The organism is Cohnella sp. AR92, assembly GCF_003990975.1.
In the GTDB taxonomy this organism is placed as follows: Bacteria; Bacillota; Bacilli; order Paenibacillales; family Paenibacillaceae; genus Cohnella.
Window position 1 is genome coordinate 165513 of the sequence record NZ_RZJR01000013.1, and the last position, 21974, is coordinate 187486.

Consider the following 21974-nt stretch of genomic DNA (forward strand, 5'->3'; position numbering starts at 1 on the left):
CGTTCTCTCTCTTTATAGGTATTGCTTAGTTGGAAGATTATTAATATGGTAAAAGGAATAGGAAAAACAAAGCGAGTTTAGAGTCCGGATACGGGGGCGCGGATTTTGTCATTCATACGTGAGATGTTTAGGCTGGCGGCGCCCTACAAGCTTCTATGCGGCGTCTTCCTGGCAGGCGTTCTGATCGAGGCGGGCTATATCGTCGCGGCTCCTCTCAGCTTGAAATACTTGGTGGACGATGCTTTCCTGGAGAGGAACGCGCATTTCTTCGTCCTTATCCTCGCGGCCTTGTTCGGGGCGGGGATCCTCAACGTTTGCGGCAACCTGGCGGGAGACTACGCGATCGGCCGGTTGAGCGCCGGTATCGTCCGGAAGCTCCGGACGGACTTGTACGCGCATCTTCAGCGGCTCCCGTTCTCCTTCTACCAGCGGTACCGAGTCGGCGATCTGATGGCGCGGTTCGCGGACGATATGCATTCGGTAGAACGCTCCGTTCGAACGCTTAGCCCCTTCTTCCTCCGCGAGCTGTTTAGCGTATGCATCGGACTGGCGCTGCTCTTCTCACTGGAGTGGAAGCTGACTTTCGCCGTTCTGGCCGCTTCGACGTTGATGTTCCTAAGTCCGCGATTGCTTCAGAAGCGCGCCGAGAACGCCAATCGGGCGAACAAGGAAGCCCAGGAGCGGTTCGCGAACCTGATCGACGAGACGCTGAAGGGGCACAAGACGATCAAGGGCTTGCATCAGGAGCGCCGCTTCCAGGACAAGGCCCGCGAACAGATTCACGACCTCTTCCTGAAGGGAGTACGACTGCAGGGCGTGAACGTGCTCATGGAGCGAGTTCCGCTAATCGTCCTGCTGCTATTGAACGGGATCATGCTCGGATACGGCGGGTATCTCATCTTCCAGGATGAGCTGAGCGTCGGCGGGTTTATGGCCTTCTTCACCCTGTTTCTCAGCGTCGGCCAATCGGCGACCAATCTGTCGACGATTCTCCCGGCGATCATCGATTCGGGCATTAGCTATCGAAGAATTCGGGAGCTGTTCGACGAGCCGGCGCCGGAGTCGATCGATTCGCCGAAGCCGATGCCGGAGATCGTGGAGCGGATCGGCCTGAACGGCGTGTCCTTCGGATACGAGACGAGCTCGCTTCAGCTTCGCGGCGTTACCGTCGCGATCCCCGGAGGGACGTACGCGGCGTTCGTCGGGCCGAGCGGCTCCGGGAAGAGCACGGCCTTGCAGCTGCTTGCCCGTTTCTACCGCCCGCATGAAGGCTCCGTCTCGCTGAACGAGCTCGATCTGCTCCGGATCGATGAGGCTTCGTTCCGCAAGGCGACGGCCCTCGTGTCGCAGGATTCGTTCTTCTTCCACGGAACGGTCCGGGACAATCTGGCTCTCGATCGAACCGACCTCTCCGAGGAGGAGATGGAAGAAGCCGCGAAGCAGGCGAACATCCACGAGGTCATCGCGGGCTGGCCGGACGGTTACGATACGGCCATCCACGGGAACGGAGCGTCCCTGTCGGGCGGGGAGCGGCAGCGTTTGTCGATTGCCAGAGCCCTCCTCCGGAGACCGAAGCTGCTGCTGCTCGACGAGATCACGGCCGCGCTCGACCCCGCTTCCGAAGCGGAGATCAACGGCTTGGTTCAGCGGCTGCGGCCGGGACGCACGATCGTGTCCGTCACCCATCGTCTCGATTCCGTCGTCCTCGCCGATTCCATTCATGTCTTCGACAAGGGCCGCATCGTCGAGTCGGGAACGCATGAAGAACTCCTGATGCTTGGCGGTCTGTACGGCAAGCTATGGGAGAAGCAACACGGCTTCCGCCTGTCGGAGGACGGGCTTCATGCGGAGGTGGAGGCTGAACGGCTGTCCCGCTTCTCGTTCTTCGAAGGAATCGATACGGCATTGTTGAATCACCTGGCGGGATTGTTCGCGACGGAGGTATTCGAGCCGGGCGACATCGTCGTCCGGGAGGGAGACGAAGGGAACAAGTTCTATATTATCGTGCGCGGACAGGTCGAGGTCCTTAAACGCTCGGCCGACGGCGAGAACGCACGCGTTGCCGTCCTGCAGGACGGGGATCACTTCGGCGAGATCGCCTTGCTGAGAGGAATTCCCCGAACCGCGACCGTGCGGGCGATGGGACGCTCGGTTCTCCTGTCCGCCAGGCGGGAGGCGTTCCGCGAATTGGTCGACGGGTATCCGCAAGTGCTGGCCAGCTTGGAAAGAACCCTTGAGCAGAGAATGTGACTCGCGAGACTAGGAGTACGAAGCGAAGGACACGAGAGGAGTGCCGCAAGATGAACGTTACGTTTAAACCGTGCGCCAGCGAGGATGAATATGCCAAAGTCAGTCTGTTCCTCCTCAATCGGAAATTCGATCTCCACCCCGCCTTTTCCACCCTGCAGATGGTTGAGCTTCTATACGCCTACATAACCCAGGGCACGATCTATTACGGTTCCATGCCGGACGGTACGATCATCGCGGCCGCCGCCTATTATCACGGCACTCCCGAGCGGGATTTCGAAGATAAGGATGTCGCTCTCATCGACATTACGGTCATGGATCGGGCGTATCGGGGAACGCGGTATTTTCTTAAGGGGTTCGAAGCGTTGGTCGGCTATATCGAGCGGACGCACCCGGAAGTGAGACGGTTGAAGCTAGCGGCCCTCTCGGAAAATAAATATTTGTGCAGGCTTTACTCGAAGTTTGCCGTCATTTCTACCAAGCGGGAAGGGGAAAAGGGCGAAGAAACGGTATTCTCGGAAGAAATATCCCTAATTAGGTATTCGCTTAGAAGATTCCATCGCCTATAATGGATAGACATTCCAATAAGAAAGGAGGGTCCTCCATGTACCCAGCTACGCCTTCCCTTAAGGAAGTTAAGAAAGGCTCCGGCTTCGGCAAGATCGTCGTCGTCAACGATTCCCTTCGGACGCAGGTCGCATTGAAGTAATGGACGTTCTTTTCCGGAATTGCTTCTATGAGATGGACCACAAGGCTTACATGAATTACTTGATCGAACGTCACGACGATCTCGGACTGCCGTATTCCTTCGCGATGAAGCTGAGCTTCATCAGCAGTCCCCTGATTTACGGCAAGGCGATTCTTGCCGTGGAGCAGGAAAACAACGAGTTCGTCGGCGCGATCGGGTACGTATTCGGGACAGGCGAGGACGAGTACCGGGACCGTCAGGTCGCGCAGCTCGAAATCGCCTACCTGGAGAAGCCGTATCGAGGCGGCGCTTTGTTCGCCCGGTTGCTTGGCGCGACGGTCGATTCCATCCGGCAAGCCGAGCCGAACGTGAGCCGCTTGCAGTTCTGGGCGGCTCCGCGGGAAGCGTCATTTAAGCGGCTCATTGCTCGATTGATGACTCTTCCGGGTTCGGCGTCGGTTACGGCGGAGAACGGCTTGACGTTGTTTCAAGTCGACTTCCGGGAATTGGAAGCGTATTGCGATCGATGGCGGCACGCGGCATAAACGAATGAATCCCCAGAACCGAGTTGACTCGGGTCTGGGGATTTCTTGTTGTATTTGAGTGGATTAGACCGAAGGTTGTTCCACATAAGGCCCATACAATGATATTTCAATTAATGTGCTCGCCATTTCCTTGGGACTCGTCTCGTATCGCTCTTTAATCCAATAGACGATGCTCTCAATATAAGCGCCCGTAACATAGGCGATAATCAAGTCGATCTTTACGCGCAACATTCGATCCTGCGACTGAGAATAATAGATCCCGTCCGTTACATATTGCTTCATAACCTCTTTCACGCCATTTATAAAGATCGCATCGGGCTGATGAACAAAAAAGGCCTCATAGGCAGTATGCTCTGCCAGGATATGCTCAAACAGCAGCGTTAAGTTTTCCGGCATCTCCGTTTTAGGCATTTCAGATAAAGGCTTCGGATTTTTAATGGTTAACGCTGCTTTTAATTTAGCCAGAACACTTTCATGGATATCAAAGCGAAGTACTTGAGTATCTTTATACAATTTATAGAAGGTGGGTCTTGTTACTTCGGCTGTATCGCAAAGCTCCTGAATCGTAAACTGCTCTTGTCCTTTTAATTGCATGGTTAAATAGGCTTCATGCAATTTTTGTTTGGATATTAATTGTCTTGGATCGATCCGTTTCATCTATTGTCCACCTAATTATATTAATCGCCTAATCCAATTGTATCACGAATTTTACCACTTCAGACACTCGGGCATTTCGTTTACAAAATGTAAATGAGTTATTATAATTGAATTATTAACTTGGAGGTGTTTTAAATGAGGCGTTTGGAAAATAAAGTCGCAATCGTAACGGGAGCTGCTTCCGGAATGGGAGAGGCAACCGTAAAGCTATTCGCTGCGGAAGGAGCAAAAGTCGTTGCAGCGGATATTAATGTTCCTGCGTTAGAGAAAGTCGTTGCAGAGGTGAAAGCGGCCGGCGGAGAAATTATCGCTAAGCAAGTGGATATCGGCAATGAAGAAATGATCAAAGACATGATTAATGCCGCAGTGGAAACTTACGGTCGATTAGATATTTTACACAACAATGCTGCTCGATTGGATTTTCAGAACGACTTGAATGTTAAAGATCTTGATGTGTTGGAGTGGGACGAAACGATTCGTTATAACTTGAAATCCGTTATGCTCGGGACGAAGTATGCCCTTCCTGTCATGTTGGCCAACGGCGGCGGCTCGATTATTAATACGGCATCGATGGGCGGACAAGTCGGCGAGATGACTAAATCCGCTTATGCGGCAGCAAAGGCAGGGGTTATCTCCCTTACAAGATCAACAGCTGTTCAATTCGGGAAGCAAGGTATTCGTTGCAATGCAATCGCGCCGGGCATGGTTCTGTCCAGAGATAAAATCGACAATGCTCCGCAGTTCTTGACCGATCTGATCGAGGTGTACAAAGATACGAAATTGGTAGACTACATCGGAGACCCTATGGATATCGCGAATTTAGCCTTGTTCTTGGGCAGTGATGAATCTCGTTTCATTACAGGGCAAGTCATCAATGCGGACGGCGGCATTCTAGCGCAGAATCCTACTGTTCCAGGATTGAAGAAAGCTAATATCAACTGGTAGAACTAACTGCTGCCGATGGCGGCGAGAGGCATGAACGAACGAAACCCCAGACCCGAGTCGACTCGGGTCTGGGGTTTCGTTTGCTTAGACAAGGAGAAAAAATAGAACAATCAAAATCAATACGAATAACGGAATCGCTAGTCCCAGAACCGCCAATCCGATTTGATAATCTCTCCCCGAATGCTTAACGACAGATCTTAGGATAAGAACGTTAATGATTAATGTCCCGAAGAAAAAGGCTATCGAAATATACTCCCATGCCGAATTGCCGTCCAAGTCGAACGAGAACATATTGCCGAGCAGCGCCATTACGGAAAGAATGCCTAAAACAATAGATAACCCACTTATATCCGATTTAGTCCGATGCTGAGCCAGACAAATATCGCAATACGGAGATTCGCTTTGTATGCTTTTGCCGCAAGTCAGGCAGAGTTTCTATTCTTGGCTCATGGCTTGACCCTTCTCTCCTGGGTGATACCTATTAGGATACATTCGCAAACCATTAAATTGAATACAAATCGCTCTAAAAATTAGCTTAATTATATTAAATACCCAGGTTAGGTGAGAAGCAGGCTTAACAAAAAACCTTAGCCAAGGGGCTAAGGTTTTTGTTTTGTTTGCTAAATATCAATTGCATTAATAACTACCCTTGCTCTCCTCACTCCACCGTAACGCTCTTAGCCAGGTTTCTTGGCTTATCCACGTCATGGCCCAGAGCCAGGGAAGCGTAGTAGGACAGCAGCTGCAGAGGAACGACGGACAGGGCCGGCGTCAGCAGCGGAAGCGTGCGCGGGATGGCGAAGAGCGAGTCGACGGACTTCGCGATCTCGGCTTCGTTGCCCTCGTTCACGACGGCGAACACGTCGGCGCCGCGAGCCTTGACTTCCTTGATGTTGCTGAGCGTCTTCTCCTGCAGGTCCTCTTGCGTGATCAGCGAGATGACCGGGATGCCTTCCTCGATCAGCGCCAGCGTTCCGTGCTTCAGCTCGCCTGCCGCATAGGCTTCCGAGTGAATGTAGGAAATCTCCTTCAGCTTCAGCGAGCCTTCCAGAGCGACGGCATAATCGAGACCGCGGCCGATGAAGAACAGGTTCGCATGGCGGGAGATCGACTCGGCGATCTTCTTGATGACTTCCGCTTGGGAGAGAATCTTCTCCACTTGCTCCGGAAGCGACTGCATGGCCGCAAGCACATGGGAGACGAACGCTTCGTCCTGCGTGCCGAGAACTTGGGCGTAGTGCAGGCCGAACAGGTAGAACGCGATCAGCTGCGACGTGTACGCCTTGGTCGATGCGACGGCGATCTCCGGACCGGCGAGCGTGATGATGACGTCATCCGCTTCGCGGGCGACGGAGCTGCCCACTACGTTCGTGATAGCCAGAACGCGGGCGCCGTTGCGCTTCGCTTCGCGCAGAGCCGCGAGCGTATCGGCGGTCTCGCCGGATTGGCTCACGACGATGACGAGCGTCTCCGGCGTGATGATCGGCGAACGATAGCGGTATTCCGACGCGACGTCGGTCTCGACCGGCACTCGCGCCAACTGCTCGATGATCGTCTTGCCGACCAGGCCGGCATGCATCGCCGTGCCGCAAGCCACGATGTGCACGCGATTGATCGCGCGAAGCTGCTCCGGCGTGATGGAGAGCTCCGTCAGCGAGACGGACTTGCCGTCATCGCTCAAGCGGCCGCGCATCGTGTCGCGGTATGCCTTCGGCTGCTCGTGGATCTCCTTCAGCATGAAGTGATCGAAGCCGGCCTTCTCCGCAGTCATCAGATCCCAATCGACGTGGAAAACATCCTTGGCGATAGGGTTGCCCTCGACCGTCATCAGCTCGACGCCGTCGCGGGTCAGCACCGCCATCTCTCCGTCGTTCAGGATGTAGATGTCGCGCGTATGCTCCAGAATCGCCGGGATGTCCGAGGCGATATACTTCTCGCCTTCGCCGATGCCGATGATCAGCGGGCTGGCGTAGCGAACCGCTACCAGGCGATCCGGCTCGTATTCGGTCAGAACGCCGAGAGCGAACGCTCCGCGCATCTTGCGAACGGCCTTCTGAACCGCTTTGACGATGTCGCCTTCGTATTCTACCGCGATCAGGTGGGAGATGATCTCCGTATCCGTCTCCGACAGGAAGCGATGGCCTTGATGCATGAGCTCTTCCTTCAGCTCCAGGTAATTCTCGATAATGCCGTTATGGACGACGGAGAACTTCAACGTGTTGTCCATATGGGGATGGGAGTTCACATCGGACGGCTTGCCGTGAGTCGCCCAACGCGTGTGGCCGATGCCGACCGTTCCGCGCAGAGGATCGCCCTGCAGACGTCCTTCCAGGTTCGCCAAGCGGCCGACGGTCTTCGTGACCTCGAGTCCTTGCTCGGTGAACACCGCGATGCCAGCCGAGTCGTATCCCCGATACTCCAACTTCTTGAGCCCTTCCAACAGGATAGGCTGAGATTCCCGATTGCCGATATAACCAACGATTCCGCACATAATTAAACAGACCTCCGATTCGGATGATGGTCGCCCTGAACGATCCGAGTCGCAGCCGCATGCAGGTTATGCAGTTGTATGAAGTTGCAAGAGTCTTGATAACCGTCATTCAACAGGTCCGCAAGCGGCCTTGCTCGGCCCACCGGACTTCCTTGTTTCTCCGCCAATGCCTCGCCTCGGCTTCACGTCTTCGACGACGAAGGCTACTTGGCTTAGTTTGCTCTCATCTTCTTCGGAATATTGTCCGCCCGGTTGCCCTGAGCGATTTGTCTTCCGTCTTACGGCCCCGATGCGGGCCGGGAGGTCCCCGCCGAACGTTCCGAACACCTCCACCTCGTCAACTTGCCGCCGCCATCCGGCCGGCCGACAAGTTCTGGCGCTTTTCGTGCTTATTCTCCTCTACCCTGCCTTTCCATTACGGAATATCTTTTTATCATATTCGTTTTCATCCCCGCTTGCAACCACAATCCGCGATGGTTCTTATTTCCCTGGAAATGACAAGTCCCTCGGCATCAACCGACGCCAAGGGACTCCCATCCGTGTAATCGTATTCTTCTAGACAAGCTCTTGTCGAATGACGCTCGCGATGTTCTCCGCGTGCTCGACGATCTCGTCGCGGTCAGGGCCTTCCGCCATGACGCGAATCAGCGCCTCGGTTCCGGAAGGACGCACGAGAACGCGGCCGTTGTCGCCGAGCGCCTCTTCCGCGGTCGCAACCGCTTCAAGGATCGCCGCATTGCCCGGGTAACGCGATTTGTCCTGCACCCGGACATTCACAAGCACTTGGGGATACTTGCGCATGACGGACTTCAGCTCGCTCAGCTTGCTGCCGGACGCCTTCAGCGTATCCGCCAGCTGCAAGCCGGTCAGGATGCCGTCTCCTGTCGTGTTGTAATCGAGGAAAATCACATGCCCGGACTGTTCGCCGCCGAGGTTGTACCCCTCCCGGACCATCTCTTCCATCACGTAGCGGTCCCCGACGGCGGTGCGAGCGGTCTTCAGACCGATCTTCTCCGCAGCCTTGAAGAAGCCGATGTTGCTCATGACCGTCGTGACGACCGTATCCTTCTTCAGGCGTCCGTCCCGCTTCATCGCATCTCCGCAGATGCAGAGCACGTAGTCGCCGTCCACCTCTTCGCCGTTCTCGTCGATGGCGATCAAGCGATCGGCGTCGCCGTCGAACGCAAGCCCGAGATCGGCTTCGTGTTCCTGCACCTTCTTGGCCAGCATCTCGGGATGGGTCGAGCCTACCCCGTCATTGATGTTCAGCCCGTTCGGCTTCGCGCCGTAGACGATCACTTCGGCTCCCAGCTCGCGGAATATCTCGGGAGCAAGCTCGTAAGCCGCTCCGTGCGCGCAGTCCAGCACGATCTTAAGGCCGGAGAGGGAGTGGCGCACCGTCGTCTTCAGGAATTCGACATAACGCTCCTTCAGCTCCAGATCGGTCGTTACCGTGCCGATCCCCCCGCCGATCGGTCTCGGAAGAGTATCCTCTTCCGAATCCATCAAACGTTCGATCTCCGCCTCGGTCTCGTCCAACAGCTTGAAGCCGTCGCTGCCGAAGAATTTGATTCCGTTATCTTGAACCGGGTTATGGGACGCCGAGATCATGACTCCGGCGTCCGCGTTCATCGTTCTGGTCAGATAAGCGACGACCGGCGTGCTGACCACGCCGAGACGGATGACGTCCGCCCCGATCGAGAGCAGCCCCGCGATGAGCGCGCTCTCCAGAAGCGGTCCGGATACCCGGGTATCCATTCCGATCAATACCCGCGGACGCTCCACGCGTCCGGCCAGAACCACTCCTCCGCATCTGCCGATTTTATAGGCCAGCTCCGGCGTCAGTTCCTTGTTCGCGACTCCTCTAACGCCGTCCGTACCGAAATATTTGCCCATAGGTCTGAATTTCTCCTTCATTGTCTGTCTTCCCGCCTGCCGGCTAACCGCTTGCCGGAGCTTGGGATTCCTCGTTCGCGGCCGCTTGGTCGGTCCCTGCTCCCGCCCCCGCATTCGGGGAAGGCGAAGCCTCGCTTCCCGCGCTGCCGGAGCCGCTTGACCCGGCAGAGCCGCCGGCCCCGGATGTCCCGGTACCGCCCGAACCGCCGGTGCCGCCGCCCGCCGTTCCGTCCGTCGTCGCCGCCGTGTCCGGCGGGTTCGTCTCGGTCGTTCCATCCTGCGTGATCTCGACGGTGATCGTGATATTGCCTCCCGCTTGGTCGACGAATCGCGGCGAATTGACGGTGAGCGGAACCGTGTAGCTTCCCAACCCTCGCCCGCTCAGGTCCGCCACCACTTCGACGTCTCCCGGCTGCAGCTTATCCAGGATGGCCGGGGCGCCTTTGACGGTGATGTCGACCACCTCCGTCGCCGGCTCCACGATCTTGGCCTTCAAGCCCGCTCCAAGCCCTTCTATCGTTACCGGCAAGCCTTGGAGCGAACGGATCTGCGAGAGCACGATCTCGACGTTCACGTTCACTTCCGAAGGCGAGAACTCGGTGATGGATGCCGCTCCCTTGACCGGAATCGTGAACTTGCCGCTCTGCGTCAGCTCGCTCAGGTTCACGTCGGCCTCCACGAACTCGATCGTGTCCAGCACATCCTGCGGACCGTAGATCGTCACTTGCTCCGTCTCCGGCTTGAAGGACGCAATGCTTAAGCCTGACGGCAGCTGACCGAGCAGCTTGAACTGCAGCGGCACCGACTTGTACGGATTCGTAATCGGCACCTCCACCTCGAGAACGGCCGGATCCAGCACCGCTCCCGCGATGACGTTGCCGCTGCCGTCATAGGCGGCCAGCTTGACGCTCTTGTTCTTGATCGTCTTGCTCTCGCCTTCGACGGACACCGTTCCTCCGACCCGCTCCACCTTCGCCAGGCTGCTGGAAGGCAGCGTGACGTGTACCCGGTTCGTCGGACTGAGGACCGGAATCCCCGCCTTATAGCCTTTCGCGGGGGTCCCCTTCGTGGCGACCTCCACTTCGAATTCCTTCGTCTGAAGCTCCTCTACCCCTACCGTCACGGTCTGAGGCGTCATGGAGACAAACTCGACGCCGCGAGGCAATTCGTATTGTAATCTCAGCGTATGCTGGCCTTCTGTCACGGTGCTTAAATCGACTCGGACCGTATAGTCGTCCGGATTCGCGCGGATCAGGTCCGACTTGCTCCCGCGAACGACCAGCTTGACCGTGTCCGTGTCCATGCTCTGGAGCACGTAATTCTGGCTGTTGAGCCCGGTCGCCTGGATCTTAAGCGAGTTGAACGTCTTGTATTCATAATTGGAGGGAACCGCCGTCGTCGTCGATTGATAATCGTCGAAGTGCACGACGGCCCACAGAATAATGCCCAGCGCCAGAGCGATGATCTTGCTGGCGGTCGGATGGTTAAGCCATTTATCCACGGCGTTCACCGTCCTTCCGCTTCCAGAACGTCACCCACGTCCATCCTTGCGCGCGAGGCTTCGTCTTCGGCCGCAGCTCCTCGAACAGCTTCGAGATAAGCGATTCTTCCTTGATATCCCGGACGATCTGGCCGTTCATCGCAAGGGAGACTTGTCCCGTCTCTTCCGATACGATGACCGAGATTGCGTCCGATACCTCGGTGATACCGATGGCCGCGCGATGGCGGGTTCCCAGCTCCTTGCTGATGAACGGATTCTCGGACAGCGGCAGATAGCAGCCGGCCGCCATGATCTGCGACTCCCGCACGATAACCGCCCCGTCATGCAGGGGCGTGTTCGGAATGAAGATGTTGATGAGCAGCTCCGAGCTGATCGTCGATTGCATCTTGATCCCGGACTCGATGTAGTCGGTCAGTCCCGTCTTGCGTTCGAAGACGATCAGCGCTCCGATTTTCCTCTGGGCCATATGATTAACCGACTTAATGACCTCGTTGATCTGCTGGCTGATATCCGAATCCGCATCGGTCCGACTGAACATCTTCCCGCGCCCGAGCTGTTCCAGGGCCCTGCGAAGCTCCGGTTGGAAAATAATCGCAATGGTTAACACGCCGAAGGTGAACATCTGGTTCATCAGCCACTTCAGCGTATAGAGATCAAGCCAAGTGCTGAGCGCCCAAGTGATGAAGAGAAGGAAGATCCCCTTTAACAGCTGAACCGCTCTCGTGCCTTTGACTAACTGAAACATTTTGTAAATCAAATAACTCACGATCAGGATGTCAACGGCATCCTTGATGGCTTTGCTAACCGTTAAGGTCTGAAAATAAGTTTCCAAGACGCACCCCCCGTTTGGCGTCTCGATCGGGTTCCCCGAATCTTGTCAATATACGCTTAGTTTATATCTTTATTCACTTCTCTACTCCTATACCGAATTCCTGTCTCGAACGCAAAAAAACCTCCCTAAGTCCTAGGGAGGCCTCCGCGCCCGACCGGACTTCCGCTAGAAGCGTTCGTTCGGGGATCAGGAACCGTACGCGATCGTGTCGAACCAGGAGGTAACCTTGTACCATGCCCAGTCCATCGCCCGATCGATGTGCTTGACCTTCCCTGCGATATGAGCGGTGGAAGCCAACGTGACGTTGCCGTCGATAATCGTCAGATTTCCTTCTACGTCTCCTTGAACGTCGGCGACGCCGTTCTCTATCGTCAGATCCCCCGCAACCTTCTGTCCCGCCGGAACAATGACGGTATTGCCTTCGATGACCACATGCTCCAGGTCGGCCCCGCGAACCGTTAGCTGCTCGCTTTGGTTCCACATGGCGAAGAAGCTGGACACCATAACGACAAGGAACATGGCAGCTGCCGACATGGCCGGATGACGACGCACCCAAGTGGTCCAAGCCTTCGGGCTTCGTTTCTTAGGCAGCGACTTCATCACGCGGTAAGCCATATAGTTAGGTGCGCTTTCAGCAGGAACCGAATGGAGCAGAGCATCCGTCTTCTCTAGCGCATCCAGGCGTCTGCGGCATTCCGGACATTGGTCCAGGTGCCGGCTCAGCTCGGCGGAGCGCTCCTTCGACAGCTCGCGATCCAGATAATCATGCATGAATGCGATGGCGACTTTACAATCCATAGGCTAAGCCATCCCTTTCTACTCCGGAGATAAACCCCGTAGTAATGCTTCTATACTTTACGCTGCAGAAGATTTTCGGTTTCATCGAATATGCGCCGTCGGAGCTCACAATTTATTCTCCAGCTTCTTGCGCATGAATTCCCGTCCCCGGTGGACCCGCGTCTTGATCGTCGTCACCGGCATGTCCAGTACCTCGGAGATCTCCTGAAGGGACATGTCTTGGAGATATCGAAGCACCATGACCGATTTGTACTTGGCCGGAAGCGTCTCGATGGCATCGCGAATAATCCGCTGGGTCTCCGACAGAATCAGCTCGCTCTCCGGCGTGCGATCGTCGCTGGGCAGCATCGCATAGCCGTCCAGCCCCTCGTGATCCGACGATTCCGCATCCAGGGAATAGATAGGGCGTCGTTTCCTCAGCCTGTCGATGCACAGATTCGTCGCGATCCGGTAGATCCAGGTGGAGAACTTCTGATCCTCGTCATAGCGATCCAGGTTCTTATATACTCGCAGGAAAGTCTCCTGAACGACATCTTCCGCTTCTTGGCGGTTGTTCATCATCCGGTAAGCGAGGTGATACAGCTTGTCCTTGTATAAATCCACAATCTCCGCGAAGGCACGCTGGTCTCCCTTGCGGGCTAACCGAGCCAGCCGCGTCTCAATTGGCTTCACCGTCAATCCTCCACTTACGAGCACTCTCAAGCAGCAAACGCCCAGGGACGTCCTACTGACGCTTAGGAGGCTATGCGTTGATGCTACAGGCAATGACAGGAACGAATCCTAACAAATTCTGTATCATCTATTAAAATGGTAAACGACCCCTTCGCAAAAAGCAAGGGTACCCGCTTCCGAATCCTCTTAAGAGGAGCCCGCATCATTCGATTACATGCAAGAAGCTGCCCGGTCGGACTTTGCCGGTCCTCGGACAGCTTCATAATTAGCCGGGGACGGCCTGGCTTGCGCCGTCCTTAGGCAATGCGAATCGGGCGCCGTATCAGCCCGTGTTGCGAAGGCCCGCCGCGATCCCGTTGATCGTAAGGAGCACTTCGCGAAGAAGAGTTGCGTCGTCTTCGTCGTTCGCGCGCTTCTCTCTCAGCTCGGTCAGCAGTTGAACCTGCATGTAGCTCAGGGGATCGACATACGGATTGCGAAGGCGAATCGACTCTTGGATGACCGGAGAATTGTCCAGAATCTCTTCCTGTCCGGTAATCGCCAGAATCATCTCTTTGGTCGTCTCGAATTCTTCCGTGATGAGCGTGAAGATTCGATTCTTGATCGTGCTGTCCTTGATCATCTCCGCATACTTGCTCGCGATCAGCAGGTCTGCCTTGGCCAGCGCCATCTGCAGATTGTCAATGAGCGTCGCGAAGAAGGAGAAGTTGCGGTACAGCCCGCGAAGGGTCTCCAGCTTGCTTGGATCCTCGCCGATGTAGGTCTTGAACGCGGTACCCGCCGCATACCAAGCCGGCAGCAAGTAGCGGCTCTGCGTCCAGGAGAACACCCACGGAATCGCGCGAAGGTCCTCGAAGCGCTCGCTGTTCTTCCGCTTCGAAGGACGGGAACCGATGTTCAGCTCGCCGACTTCAGCCAGCGGAGTCGATTCCTTGAAGAACGCCATGAAGCCGGGATCGCGGAAGATCAAGTCTTGATACTTCGTCCGCGCCGTCTCGGAGATCGTGAGGACGATCTCGTCCCAGGCCGCTTCCTCGGCGGAATTCTCTTGGGCTTCCGGCGTCATCGCGAGGTGAGCCGCTTTGACAAGGGAGCTCGTCGCTTGCTCAAGGCTGCGATAAGCGATCCCCTTCATCGAATAGCGGGAGGTCAGCACCTCGCCTTGCTCGGTGATCTTGATTCCTCCGCCGATCGTGTGAGGCGGCTGCGCGAGAATGCTGCGGTGCAGCGGCATGCCGCCGCGGCCCAGAGCGCCTCCGCGTCCATGGAAGAACTTCAGCTTCACGTCGTACTTGCCCGCCATAGCCGTCAGTTCGTTCATGGCGAGACGAAGCTCCCAGTTCGCCGTTACCATGCCGCCGTCCTTGTTGCTGTCGGAGTAGCCGAGCATGATCTCGTGCATGTTGCCCATCGACTCGACCGTCTGGCGATAGACCGGCAGGTTGAACAGGGTGCTCATGATTTGCGGAGCCGCATGCAGGTCGTCGATCGTCTCGAACAGAGGGACCGATTGGATCGTGCACGTGATCGAACCGTCGCTGTTACGGCGGAACAGGCCCGCTTCCTTCGCGAACACCATCACTTCCAGCATGTCGCTGGCGCCGCAGGTCATGCTGATCAGGTAGCTGTTGATGCAGTCGCGGCCGAATTCCTGCTGAGCGCGGTAGATCGTCCGGTAGACGTCCAGGCACTCCTTGGTCGAATCGGACAAGGTCGCGTTCTCGTGCAGCAGCGGACGGGAATCCGACAGCAAGCCGTTAAGAAGCTTAATCTTCTCTTCTTCGGACAGAGAGGCATAATCGTTCGTCACGCCGGCCTTCGCCAGCACTTCGACCATCGCGTTCTCGTGCTCCTTGCTGTGCTGGCGCACGTCGAGCGCGGCGAGATGGAAGCCGAAGAGCTCAACTTGGCGAATCAGCTTCTTGAGGTAGCTGTCCGCCACGAAGTCCGCATAGTGGTGACGCAGGCTTCGTTCGATCAACTGGAGATCGGCGATGAACTCTTCCGGGGAATGGTAGCGTTGGCTCGTTCCCTTGAATTGCTCATTCCGCATGTTCTGCAGCTTCTGCAGCATGTAAGTAATCTTGATTCGGTACGGTTCCTTATCGTTCGTCCACGCGTCGATCGTGCGCAGCTCGACCGCCGCGCGGTCCTGCTCGATCGACTGAAGCAGCTCGTCCGCTACCTCGACCAGGCTCGTGCTGAAGCTCATCTTGCGGATGAGGGACTTCAACACGGTCTCGTACTTGTGAATGACGAGGCCGCGCTGAATGTTCAGCGTCCGCCAAGTGACGCTGGCGGTTACGGAAGGGTTCCCGTCGCGGTCTCCGCCGATCCACGAACCGAAGCGGAGGTACGTCGGCACGTGCCAAGCCTGCTCGGGATAATACTTGCCGAGACAGCGTTCCAGCTCGTCATAGACGTCCGGCAGCGCGTCGAACAGCGTCTCGTTGAAGAAGTACATGCCGTTGCGGACTTCGTCGATAACCGTAGGCTTGCGGTCGCGAAGCTCGTCGGTCTGCCACAGGGTCACAACCTCGTTCAGCAGTTGGTCGCGCAGCTTCTCGCGTTCCCGGAAGGTCAGCGAAGGGTTGTCCAGCTCCATCATCTGGTCGGCGATTCTTTTGTGGATGTCGAGCACGGCCCGACGCATCGCTTCGGTTGGGTGAGCCGTCATGACCAGCTCGAGAGAGATGCTCTGCAGCAGCTTATGAACATCCTCGATCGGCAGGTTCTTCTCCTTCAGGTCTTGAATCGCGCTCTCGATCGAACCGGGCTGAACCGCTTCTCCGGCGGATCTCTCGTAATCGCGCTTGCGGCGAATCCGATGATTCTGTTCCGCGATATTCACAAGCTGGAAGTAGATCGCGAATGCCCGGATCACATTGTGCCGGATCTCGGGATTCAGCTTGTTGATGGTAGTCAAGAACTCTTCGTACAGCTCCGGCACGAAATCCGCCCGTAGAGCTTTGCTTGTCTCGCGAATCTTCTCAACATTGTCGAACAATTCACGACCGCCTTGGTGAACCAGAACTTCGCCTAGAATGTTCCCTAGAAAACGAACGTCGCGGCGAAGCAGATGGTTCGAGGAAGGTCGGCTAGCTGTTGCCAGTTCAGTCATCTCTCTCACCCCATGGAAAGCTTCTCTGTCACAAGTTCTTCAATTTATCATACTACAAAAAAGTCTGAAAATCTGCACCCGAGGGAAATTTGATGCTTTGATCCGGTAAAGAATTGTTGGAAAATAGGGAGGATTCGAGCAGGGGCTTCAGCTGGTTCTCCCATATCCATCCCGAATGGTAGCGCTGCCGGACCAGTCTCTTCGCTCGAAGCACCTCGTTGTTCTCCATTTTCCGAACGATCGCCTCCGCATGCTCAAGAAGGTAACTCTGTTCCGAAGGCTGGTAGGTTTCGCTCGTATCGTAGCCGAAGTTCCTTGCGTTCCATCTCACGAAGTAGGCGCCGAATCGCTCGCCGAGCTCCTCCAAGGCCGGAACCGCTTGATTCAGAACGAGGAAGTTCCCTCTGCTGGCCGCTTCGAGGACGATAAGCCCGAACGACTCGGAATACGAGGAGCATATGAAAAGATTGCTGAGAGCGAATAAATCCATTACCGCGCGATGGGGCAGCCCGTCCTTCCAGCCGAGATCCGAGGTGAAGACGATCTGTCCCTCGGCGAGGCCGAAGCGACCGCCTTCCTCGACGATGCGCTTCTTGTAGGCGTCGGGGTCGATGTCGAGCGATGGGAAGTCGCAATAGACCACCTTGACCGTAAGGCCCGACGCTTGGCCGACGGCGCCCGCCAGCGCCGCTATCTTCTCCAGCTGTTTGCCGGGCGTCAGCCTTCCGGGAGACACGACGAGAACGTCGGGAGAGACGAGATCCGTTCGCTCCGATAAACGAACGGCGTCCTCGCTTGCCTCCGCGAGCAGATTCAAGCTGTTATAAACGGCCCGGCATTGCTCAAGGGGAACGGAGTACTGCTTCGCCAAGGCGGGCAGACCGGACTCGGTCGGGTACAGGTAGATCGTGTTCGGAAGCGGAATAAACCTGGCGGCAAGCGGCCAGGTCATGCGGAACGGCCTGGCGGCCGGAATGGAATGGCTCATCGCCAGGAATCGGATATGAGGCAGCCTCGGCTGTACCAGGCGAAGCGCCACGTTATGGACCAGATGCCAGCCTTGGTAGAGGATATCGTGGAGAAAACAAACCTCGACGTCCTTCAGCGCTTCGTACATGCTGGCCGCAATCGCGTCGGCTTCCGCGAAGAAGGAGGAATGCACCCTGCCGGTCGCCTGGGTATAATCCCTCCAATGGATCTGCTCCCCGCGCAGCCGGTTGGCGATTCTCACCCACCGCACCCGCTCGTCCAGATAGATGCCGTATCCGTCCTCTTCCGGACAATCCTCGCTGACCAGAAGGCGCACGTTCATTCCTGCCGACACCAGCATATTCAGATGCTCCTCCACGACGCTGACCAGGGAGTAAGTCTTGGACAAGCCGTTAAACAGGGTCATGACGGCGATGTTCACGGGAGATCTCCTCCATCTTTTTTTTGGGAAGACATCCCGTTTTTATGATTGAAAATCCCGTTTTATTCATAAACATCATCCGATAAGCGCAAGAGCATCCATCATGCAAGCATGGGGGGCGAAGCTGGAATGGCGTGTGGCAATCTACTGGTCGCTAACGACTTTAATCTTTTTATCTTCGGGGATCATACCCAATCCAACGTAGACTCGGAAGGACGTGTCGCGGTCGGGGGGAATGCGACTTACAGCAATTACGGCATCGGCGACAAGCTGACCGTATCCACGACAAGGGCGGATTTGATCGTCCAAGGGAACATGAACATCTCCTCGGGAACCAACTTTAGCGGGAATTCGGTTATTTATCCGGCCGGCACGGTTCTCCAGTACACCATGACGAATAACAATAGGGTCCCGGATCAACCGCTTGTCCAGACGCCGATCGATTTTACCGCGGCCGAGCAAAGCCTTGCGTCGCTTTCTTTGAACCTGGCGGCCCTCGGTCCGAACGGGACGGTTGCCAGCAACTTCGGGCAGATTGTCCTGACGGGAGCGGACCCGGATCTGAACGTCTTCACCTTCAACGGCAACAATGTCGACGGAGAAGGGCTTGCTCTGGATACCGCCAACGGAATCAATATCATAGCTCCGTCGGGCTCCACCATTCTCGTTAACGTCGGCGGGGAAAATGTCGGCTTCGGGAGCTACACCATTTTCCGCAACGGCCTGACTCCTCCGGATTCCGAAGGAAGCCTGATCTTGTGGAATCTGTTCCAAGCGACGACCGCCTTCAATCAGAACCTGTCCATCCTCGGCTCCGTTCTCGCTCCTTATGCCGATTGGCAAGCCATCGGCTTCGGCAACATCAACGGCACGCTGGTTGCGAACTCCCTGACCAATACGACAGGCACGCTGGAGGCTCACAATCACCCCTTTACCGGCTGCTTGCCCTCCACGGATTTGCCCTTGACGACCACGACGACCATGACGCCGGCCGTCGTCCTGCCAATGACCTCGACCACTTCGTTCTCGCCTACAACGACCACTACGACAACGACTGCTTCTTCTTCAACGACGACGGCATCGACGACGACAGCCTCTACGACGACCACTACTGCTTCGACTTCCACCACGACGATGCTGCCTACCACAACGACGGCAACCTCCACGAACACGGCGTCGACGACGACTTCGGCGCCTCCCACCTCCTCGACTACGACGGCAGCGGTTATTACCGGACCTGTGATAACCGCAACCAAGACGGCCAATGTCGCAACCGCTAAAGTAGGGGACACCATCACCTATACGATCACGGTGGCCAATTCGGGAATTGCCGCTGCGGACGTGTTGATTACCGAGGTATTCCCCGAAGGCGTCGTCTTCATTCTCTCAAGCCTACGTATCAATGGCGGACGCTTCAGCGGCGTCGATATTACCGAGCAAGTCGCCCTTGGGACGATTCTGCCCGGCCAAACGATCTCGATTCAATTCGATGTCTTCATCGCTACGCGGCCCCCGGGCGGAATCGTGACCAACAGCGGATTCGTTCTAGTCGATCCTCCGGGCACGACCCCCGTAACCTGCAATCCCGGGCAACTGCCGATCATCACCGATCTCGGAGTTCCTCCAACGGGCCAAATGCTTCCGGTGCTCCCCGTCTTCAAGCCGGGCATTACGCCGGAGCCTGGTGAATTCACGAACTTCGGCCCGGTCCGGGATCGGAACGGAAATGTGCTGTTAAGGCAACCGATCACCGTGCCAGGCGTTATCATTACTCCTATACTCGGTTTGACGATACCCGTCACGGCGGGAACCCTGCAGCCCATCGTAACGGTGAATCCGGTGATCGTTGCGCCTGTCGCATCCACTCCGACCCAGAGCCTGCAAGTATTCAAATCGTTCATCGATATCAGCTTATTCGTCGGTCAACGCATTACCTATACCGTAGTCGTGACCAATGACGGCAGCACGGTATCGGGCGCAACGACCTTGGTCGACACGCTGTCTGCGAATGGCATCTTTATCCCGGGCACGGTACGAGTCAATAACGTGCTTCGCCTGGCCGCCGATCCGGCTGCCGGAATCAGCTTAGGCCCGATCGTTCCGAACAATAGCGTTATCGTTCGTTATGACGTTCTGGTGACGGGAGGAGGAACCCTCACGGACAGCGCTCGAGCGACCGCGGAGTTTCTGCTTCCAGGCAATCAAGTCTCCCTGCGGACGTTCCAATCCGCCGCGGTCTCCAATCCGATCAGCGGCATCATGGCATCTTCCTTCGCCAATTTCACCAAGAAAGCAAGCGTCCAGAACGCCAAGGTTGGGGATACGTTCGCTTATCAGTTCGTCATCTCGAATCTGTCCGCCGATATCGTGGCAAGCGACGTCATCTTATTCGATCGGCTGGCTAACGAATTGCACTTCGTATCAGGCAGCCTCCGAGTAGACGGCATTCCTCAATTGGATCCCCAAATCGGGATCTTTCTCGGCACGTTCAACCCCGGAGTTACCCGAACGGTCTCTTTCTCCGTTCAAGTGGCGATGGAACCCACCGGACGCGTCATCTCCAATCAAGGAGTGCTGTTCTTCGACTTCCGGTTCGGAACGGGATGCTTCCGCGCGGGGCTGCTCACGAACGTATCCCGGGTGACGATCGTGGAGGAAGAAGAGGAATAAGCCCCGGAATGAACGGAATAAAACAAAAAACCTCCTGTCTAAGACAGGAGGTTGTCGTTTACGCAATGGAGCGGGTGATGGGAATCGAACCCACGCTATTAGCTTGGAAGGCTAAAGTTCTACCATTGAACTACACCCGCAAAAAAAACGAAAGAAAAATGGTCGGGATGACACGATTCGAACATGCGACCCCCTGGTCCCAAACCAGGTGCTCTACCAAGCTGAGCTACATCCCGTCAATATAAAGTAAAGTGGCGCGCCCTGAGAGATTCGAACTCCCGGCCTTCAGATTCGTAGTCTGACGCTCTATCCAGCTGAGCTAAGGGCGCATATGATGGAGCGGAAAACGGGATTCGAACCCGCGACCTTCTCGTTGGCAACGAGATGCTCTACCACTGAGCTATTTCCGCGTATAAGTGGTGCGCGTGGAGGGACTTGAACCCCCACGGTTGCCCGCCAGATCCTAAGTCTGGTGCGTCTGCCAATTCCGCCACACGCGCATGTCATGTCTTACGATGGTGAGCCATGAAGGACTCGAACCTTCGACACCCTGATTAAAAGTCAGGTGCTCTACCAACTGAGCTAATGGCTCTTGAAAGTTGGCTGGGGATCAAGGATTCGAACCTTGGAGTGACGGAGTCAAAGTCCGTTGCCTTACCGCTTGGCTAATCCCCAGCGATAAGATCATGGTGGAGGCTGAGGGGATCGAACCCCCGACCCTCTGCTTGTAAGGCAGATGCTCTCCCAGCTGAGCTAAGCCTCCATGTCACGCTAGCGATATTTTCACTTATGAAGGTGAATGGTGACCCGTAGGGGAATCGAACCCCTGTTACCTCCGTGAAAGGGAGGTGTCTTAACCGCTTGACCAACGGGCCTTGTGAAAATTCTGGAGCTCTCAACCGGGATCGAACCGGTGACCTCATCCTTACCATGGATGCACTCTACCTACTGAGCTATGAGAGCAAGCTTATTCATCCGGCCCGGCAACTTCCTACTCTCCCAGGACCCTGCGGTCCAAGTACCATCGGCGTTAGAGGGCTTAACGGTCGTGTTCGAGATGGGTACGCGTGGAACCCCTCTGCCATCATCACCGGACCGAATTTTCAACAACGGAAGATATCATACCATATCGCCGCGCTGTTGTAAAGCCTTTTTATGAACTTTTTCAAGGTTTTTTGTGCCTTGAAAACCGGATACGAAACGAGTTAGCGTTCATTAGAATCTTCTTGCCTGTGTGGCTTATTAGGATAAGCCCTCGACCGATTAGTACTCGTCAGCTACACACATTGCTGTGCTTACACCCCGAGCCTATCAACCTCGTGTTCTCCAAGGGGTCTTACGAATTGGGAAATCTCATCTTGAGGCGGGCTTCGCGCTTAGATGCTTTCAGCGCTTATCCCTCCCGCACTTGGCTACCCAGCGATGCTCCTGGCGGAACAACTGGTACACCAGCGGTGCGTCCATCCCGGTCCTCTCGTACTAAGGACAGCCCCTCTCAAA

14 protein-coding genes, 10 tRNA genes and 2 rRNA genes are annotated in these 21974 nt (G+C 56.0%); 5 read left to right on the forward strand and 21 right to left on the reverse strand.

Going from position 1 to position 21974, the window contains the following annotated elements; translation table 11 throughout:
• Positions 1 to 105 precede the first annotated feature (105 nt).
• The 3 genes from ELR57_RS21655 (at position 106) to ELR57_RS21665 (ending at position 3480) form a co-directional block, all read left to right on the forward strand.
• Complete coding sequence (locus ELR57_RS21655) at positions 106 to 2250, forward strand: ABC transporter transmembrane domain-containing protein (protein WP_126961177.1); 2145 nt, start codon at positions 106 to 108, stop codon at positions 2248 to 2250.
• A gap of 50 nt (positions 2251 to 2300) precedes the next feature.
• On the forward strand, positions 2301 to 2816 hold the full coding sequence (locus tag ELR57_RS21660; RefSeq protein WP_126961178.1) for a hypothetical protein: 516 nt from the start codon (positions 2301 to 2303) through the stop codon (positions 2814 to 2816).
• A gap of 139 nt (positions 2817 to 2955) precedes the next feature.
• Positions 2956 to 3480 carry a hypothetical protein gene (locus ELR57_RS21665; protein WP_126961179.1) on the forward strand — a complete coding sequence of 175 codons (525 nt, stop codon included), beginning with the start codon at positions 2956 to 2958 and terminating at the stop codon, positions 3478 to 3480.
• Positions 3481 to 3543: 63 nt separating this feature from the next.
• Here the strand turns inward: ELR57_RS21665 and ELR57_RS21670 are convergent, their stop codons facing one another.
• Positions 3544 to 4137: a TetR/AcrR family transcriptional regulator gene (locus ELR57_RS21670; protein WP_126961180.1), complete on the reverse strand. Its 594-nt coding sequence runs from the start codon at positions 4135 to 4137 to the stop codon at positions 3544 to 3546.
• A 135-nt stretch (positions 4138 to 4272) separates the two neighbouring features.
• Between ELR57_RS21670 and ELR57_RS21675 the strand changes: the two genes are divergently transcribed.
• Positions 4273 to 5082 carry an SDR family NAD(P)-dependent oxidoreductase gene (locus ELR57_RS21675; protein ID WP_126961181.1) on the forward strand — a complete coding sequence of 270 codons (810 nt, stop codon included), beginning with the start codon at positions 4273 to 4275 and terminating at the stop codon, positions 5080 to 5082.
• 658 nt (positions 5083 to 5740) lie between these two features.
• On the opposite strand, the gene glmS is transcribed toward ELR57_RS21675, so the two are convergent.
• The 8 genes from glmS to ELR57_RS21715 all read right to left on the reverse strand — a co-directional run bounded on the left by glmS (position 5741) and on the right by ELR57_RS21715 (position 17804).
• Positions 5741 to 7573: a glutamine--fructose-6-phosphate transaminase (isomerizing) gene (gene glmS, locus ELR57_RS21680; RefSeq protein ID WP_126961182.1), complete on the reverse strand. Its 1833-nt coding sequence runs from the start codon at positions 7571 to 7573 to the stop codon at positions 5741 to 5743.
• Between the two features lie 555 nt (positions 7574 to 8128).
• Complete coding sequence (gene glmM, locus ELR57_RS21685; RefSeq protein ID WP_126961183.1) at positions 8129 to 9469, reverse strand: phosphoglucosamine mutase; 1341 nt, start codon at positions 9467 to 9469, stop codon at positions 8129 to 8131.
• Between the two features lie 43 nt (positions 9470 to 9512).
• The gene (locus ELR57_RS21690) at positions 9513 to 10970 is read right to left on the reverse strand and encodes a CdaR family protein (RefSeq protein WP_126961184.1); all 1458 of its coding nucleotides are present in this window, start codon (positions 10968 to 10970) and stop codon (positions 9513 to 9515) included.
• Positions 10963 to 11802, reverse strand: coding sequence for a diadenylate cyclase CdaA (gene cdaA, locus ELR57_RS21695; protein ID WP_126961185.1), 840 nt, complete (start codon positions 11800 to 11802; stop codon positions 10963 to 10965). Before cdaA ends, ELR57_RS21690 begins: the two co-directional genes overlap by 8 nt.
• A 186-nt stretch (positions 11803 to 11988) precedes the next feature.
• Positions 11989 to 12600, reverse strand: coding sequence for a zf-HC2 domain-containing protein (locus ELR57_RS21700; protein ID WP_126961186.1), 612 nt, complete (start codon positions 12598 to 12600; stop codon positions 11989 to 11991).
• Between the two features lie 105 nt (positions 12601 to 12705).
• Positions 12706 to 13263 (reverse strand): RNA polymerase sigma factor SigW, encoded by a 558-nt coding sequence (gene sigW / locus ELR57_RS21705; RefSeq protein ID WP_370452330.1) that lies wholly within the window; start codon positions 13261 to 13263, stop codon positions 12706 to 12708.
• 331 nt (positions 13264 to 13594) lie between these two features.
• Positions 13595 to 16393 (reverse strand): phosphoenolpyruvate carboxylase, encoded by a 2799-nt coding sequence (gene ppc, locus ELR57_RS21710; RefSeq protein WP_126961188.1) that lies wholly within the window; start codon positions 16391 to 16393, stop codon positions 13595 to 13597.
• A 52-nt stretch (positions 16394 to 16445) separates the two neighbouring features.
• A complete protein-coding gene (locus tag ELR57_RS21715; RefSeq protein WP_202866425.1) occupies positions 16446 to 17804 on the reverse strand; it encodes a glycosyltransferase family protein in 1359 nt (452 codons plus the stop codon).
• Positions 17805 to 17933: 129 nt separating this feature from the next.
• On the opposite strand from ELR57_RS21715, the gene ELR57_RS21720 reads away from it, so the two are divergent.
• Positions 17934 to 20474, forward strand: a complete 2541-nt coding sequence (locus ELR57_RS21720; protein ID WP_158630121.1) for a choice-of-anchor A family protein — start codon at positions 17934 to 17936, stop codon at positions 20472 to 20474.
• A 66-nt stretch (positions 20475 to 20540) separates the two neighbouring features.
• On the opposite strand, the gene ELR57_RS21725 is transcribed toward ELR57_RS21720, so the two are convergent.
• The 12 genes from ELR57_RS21725 to ELR57_RS21780 all read right to left on the reverse strand — a co-directional run.
• Positions 20541 to 20614 (reverse strand) — tRNA-Gly (locus ELR57_RS21725).
• A gap of 19 nt (positions 20615 to 20633) precedes the next feature.
• Positions 20634 to 20710: transfer RNA gene (locus tag ELR57_RS21730), tRNA-Pro, on the reverse strand.
• A gap of 16 nt (positions 20711 to 20726) precedes the next feature.
• Positions 20727 to 20803: transfer RNA gene (locus ELR57_RS21735), tRNA-Arg, on the reverse strand.
• A gap of 6 nt (positions 20804 to 20809) precedes the next feature.
• A tRNA-Gly gene (locus ELR57_RS21740) sits at positions 20810 to 20884 on the reverse strand.
• 7 nt (positions 20885 to 20891) lie between these two features.
• Positions 20892 to 20974: transfer RNA gene (locus ELR57_RS21745), tRNA-Leu, on the reverse strand.
• A 16-nt stretch (positions 20975 to 20990) separates the two neighbouring features.
• A tRNA-Lys gene (locus ELR57_RS21750) sits at positions 20991 to 21066 on the reverse strand.
• Positions 21067 to 21074: 8 nt separating this feature from the next.
• Positions 21075 to 21149: transfer RNA gene (locus ELR57_RS21755), tRNA-Gln, on the reverse strand.
• A 12-nt stretch (positions 21150 to 21161) separates the two neighbouring features.
• Positions 21162 to 21237, reverse strand: a tRNA-Val gene (locus ELR57_RS21760).
• A 37-nt stretch (positions 21238 to 21274) separates the two neighbouring features.
• Positions 21275 to 21349: transfer RNA gene (locus tag ELR57_RS21765), tRNA-Glu, on the reverse strand.
• A 12-nt stretch (positions 21350 to 21361) separates the two neighbouring features.
• A tRNA-Thr gene (locus tag ELR57_RS21770) sits at positions 21362 to 21437 on the reverse strand.
• Positions 21438 to 21452: 15 nt separating this feature from the next.
• Positions 21453 to 21569, reverse strand: a 5S ribosomal RNA gene (gene rrf, locus ELR57_RS21775).
• 148 nt (positions 21570 to 21717) lie between these two features.
• A 23S ribosomal RNA gene (locus tag ELR57_RS21780) occupies positions 21718 to 21974 on the reverse strand; the annotation flags it as partial.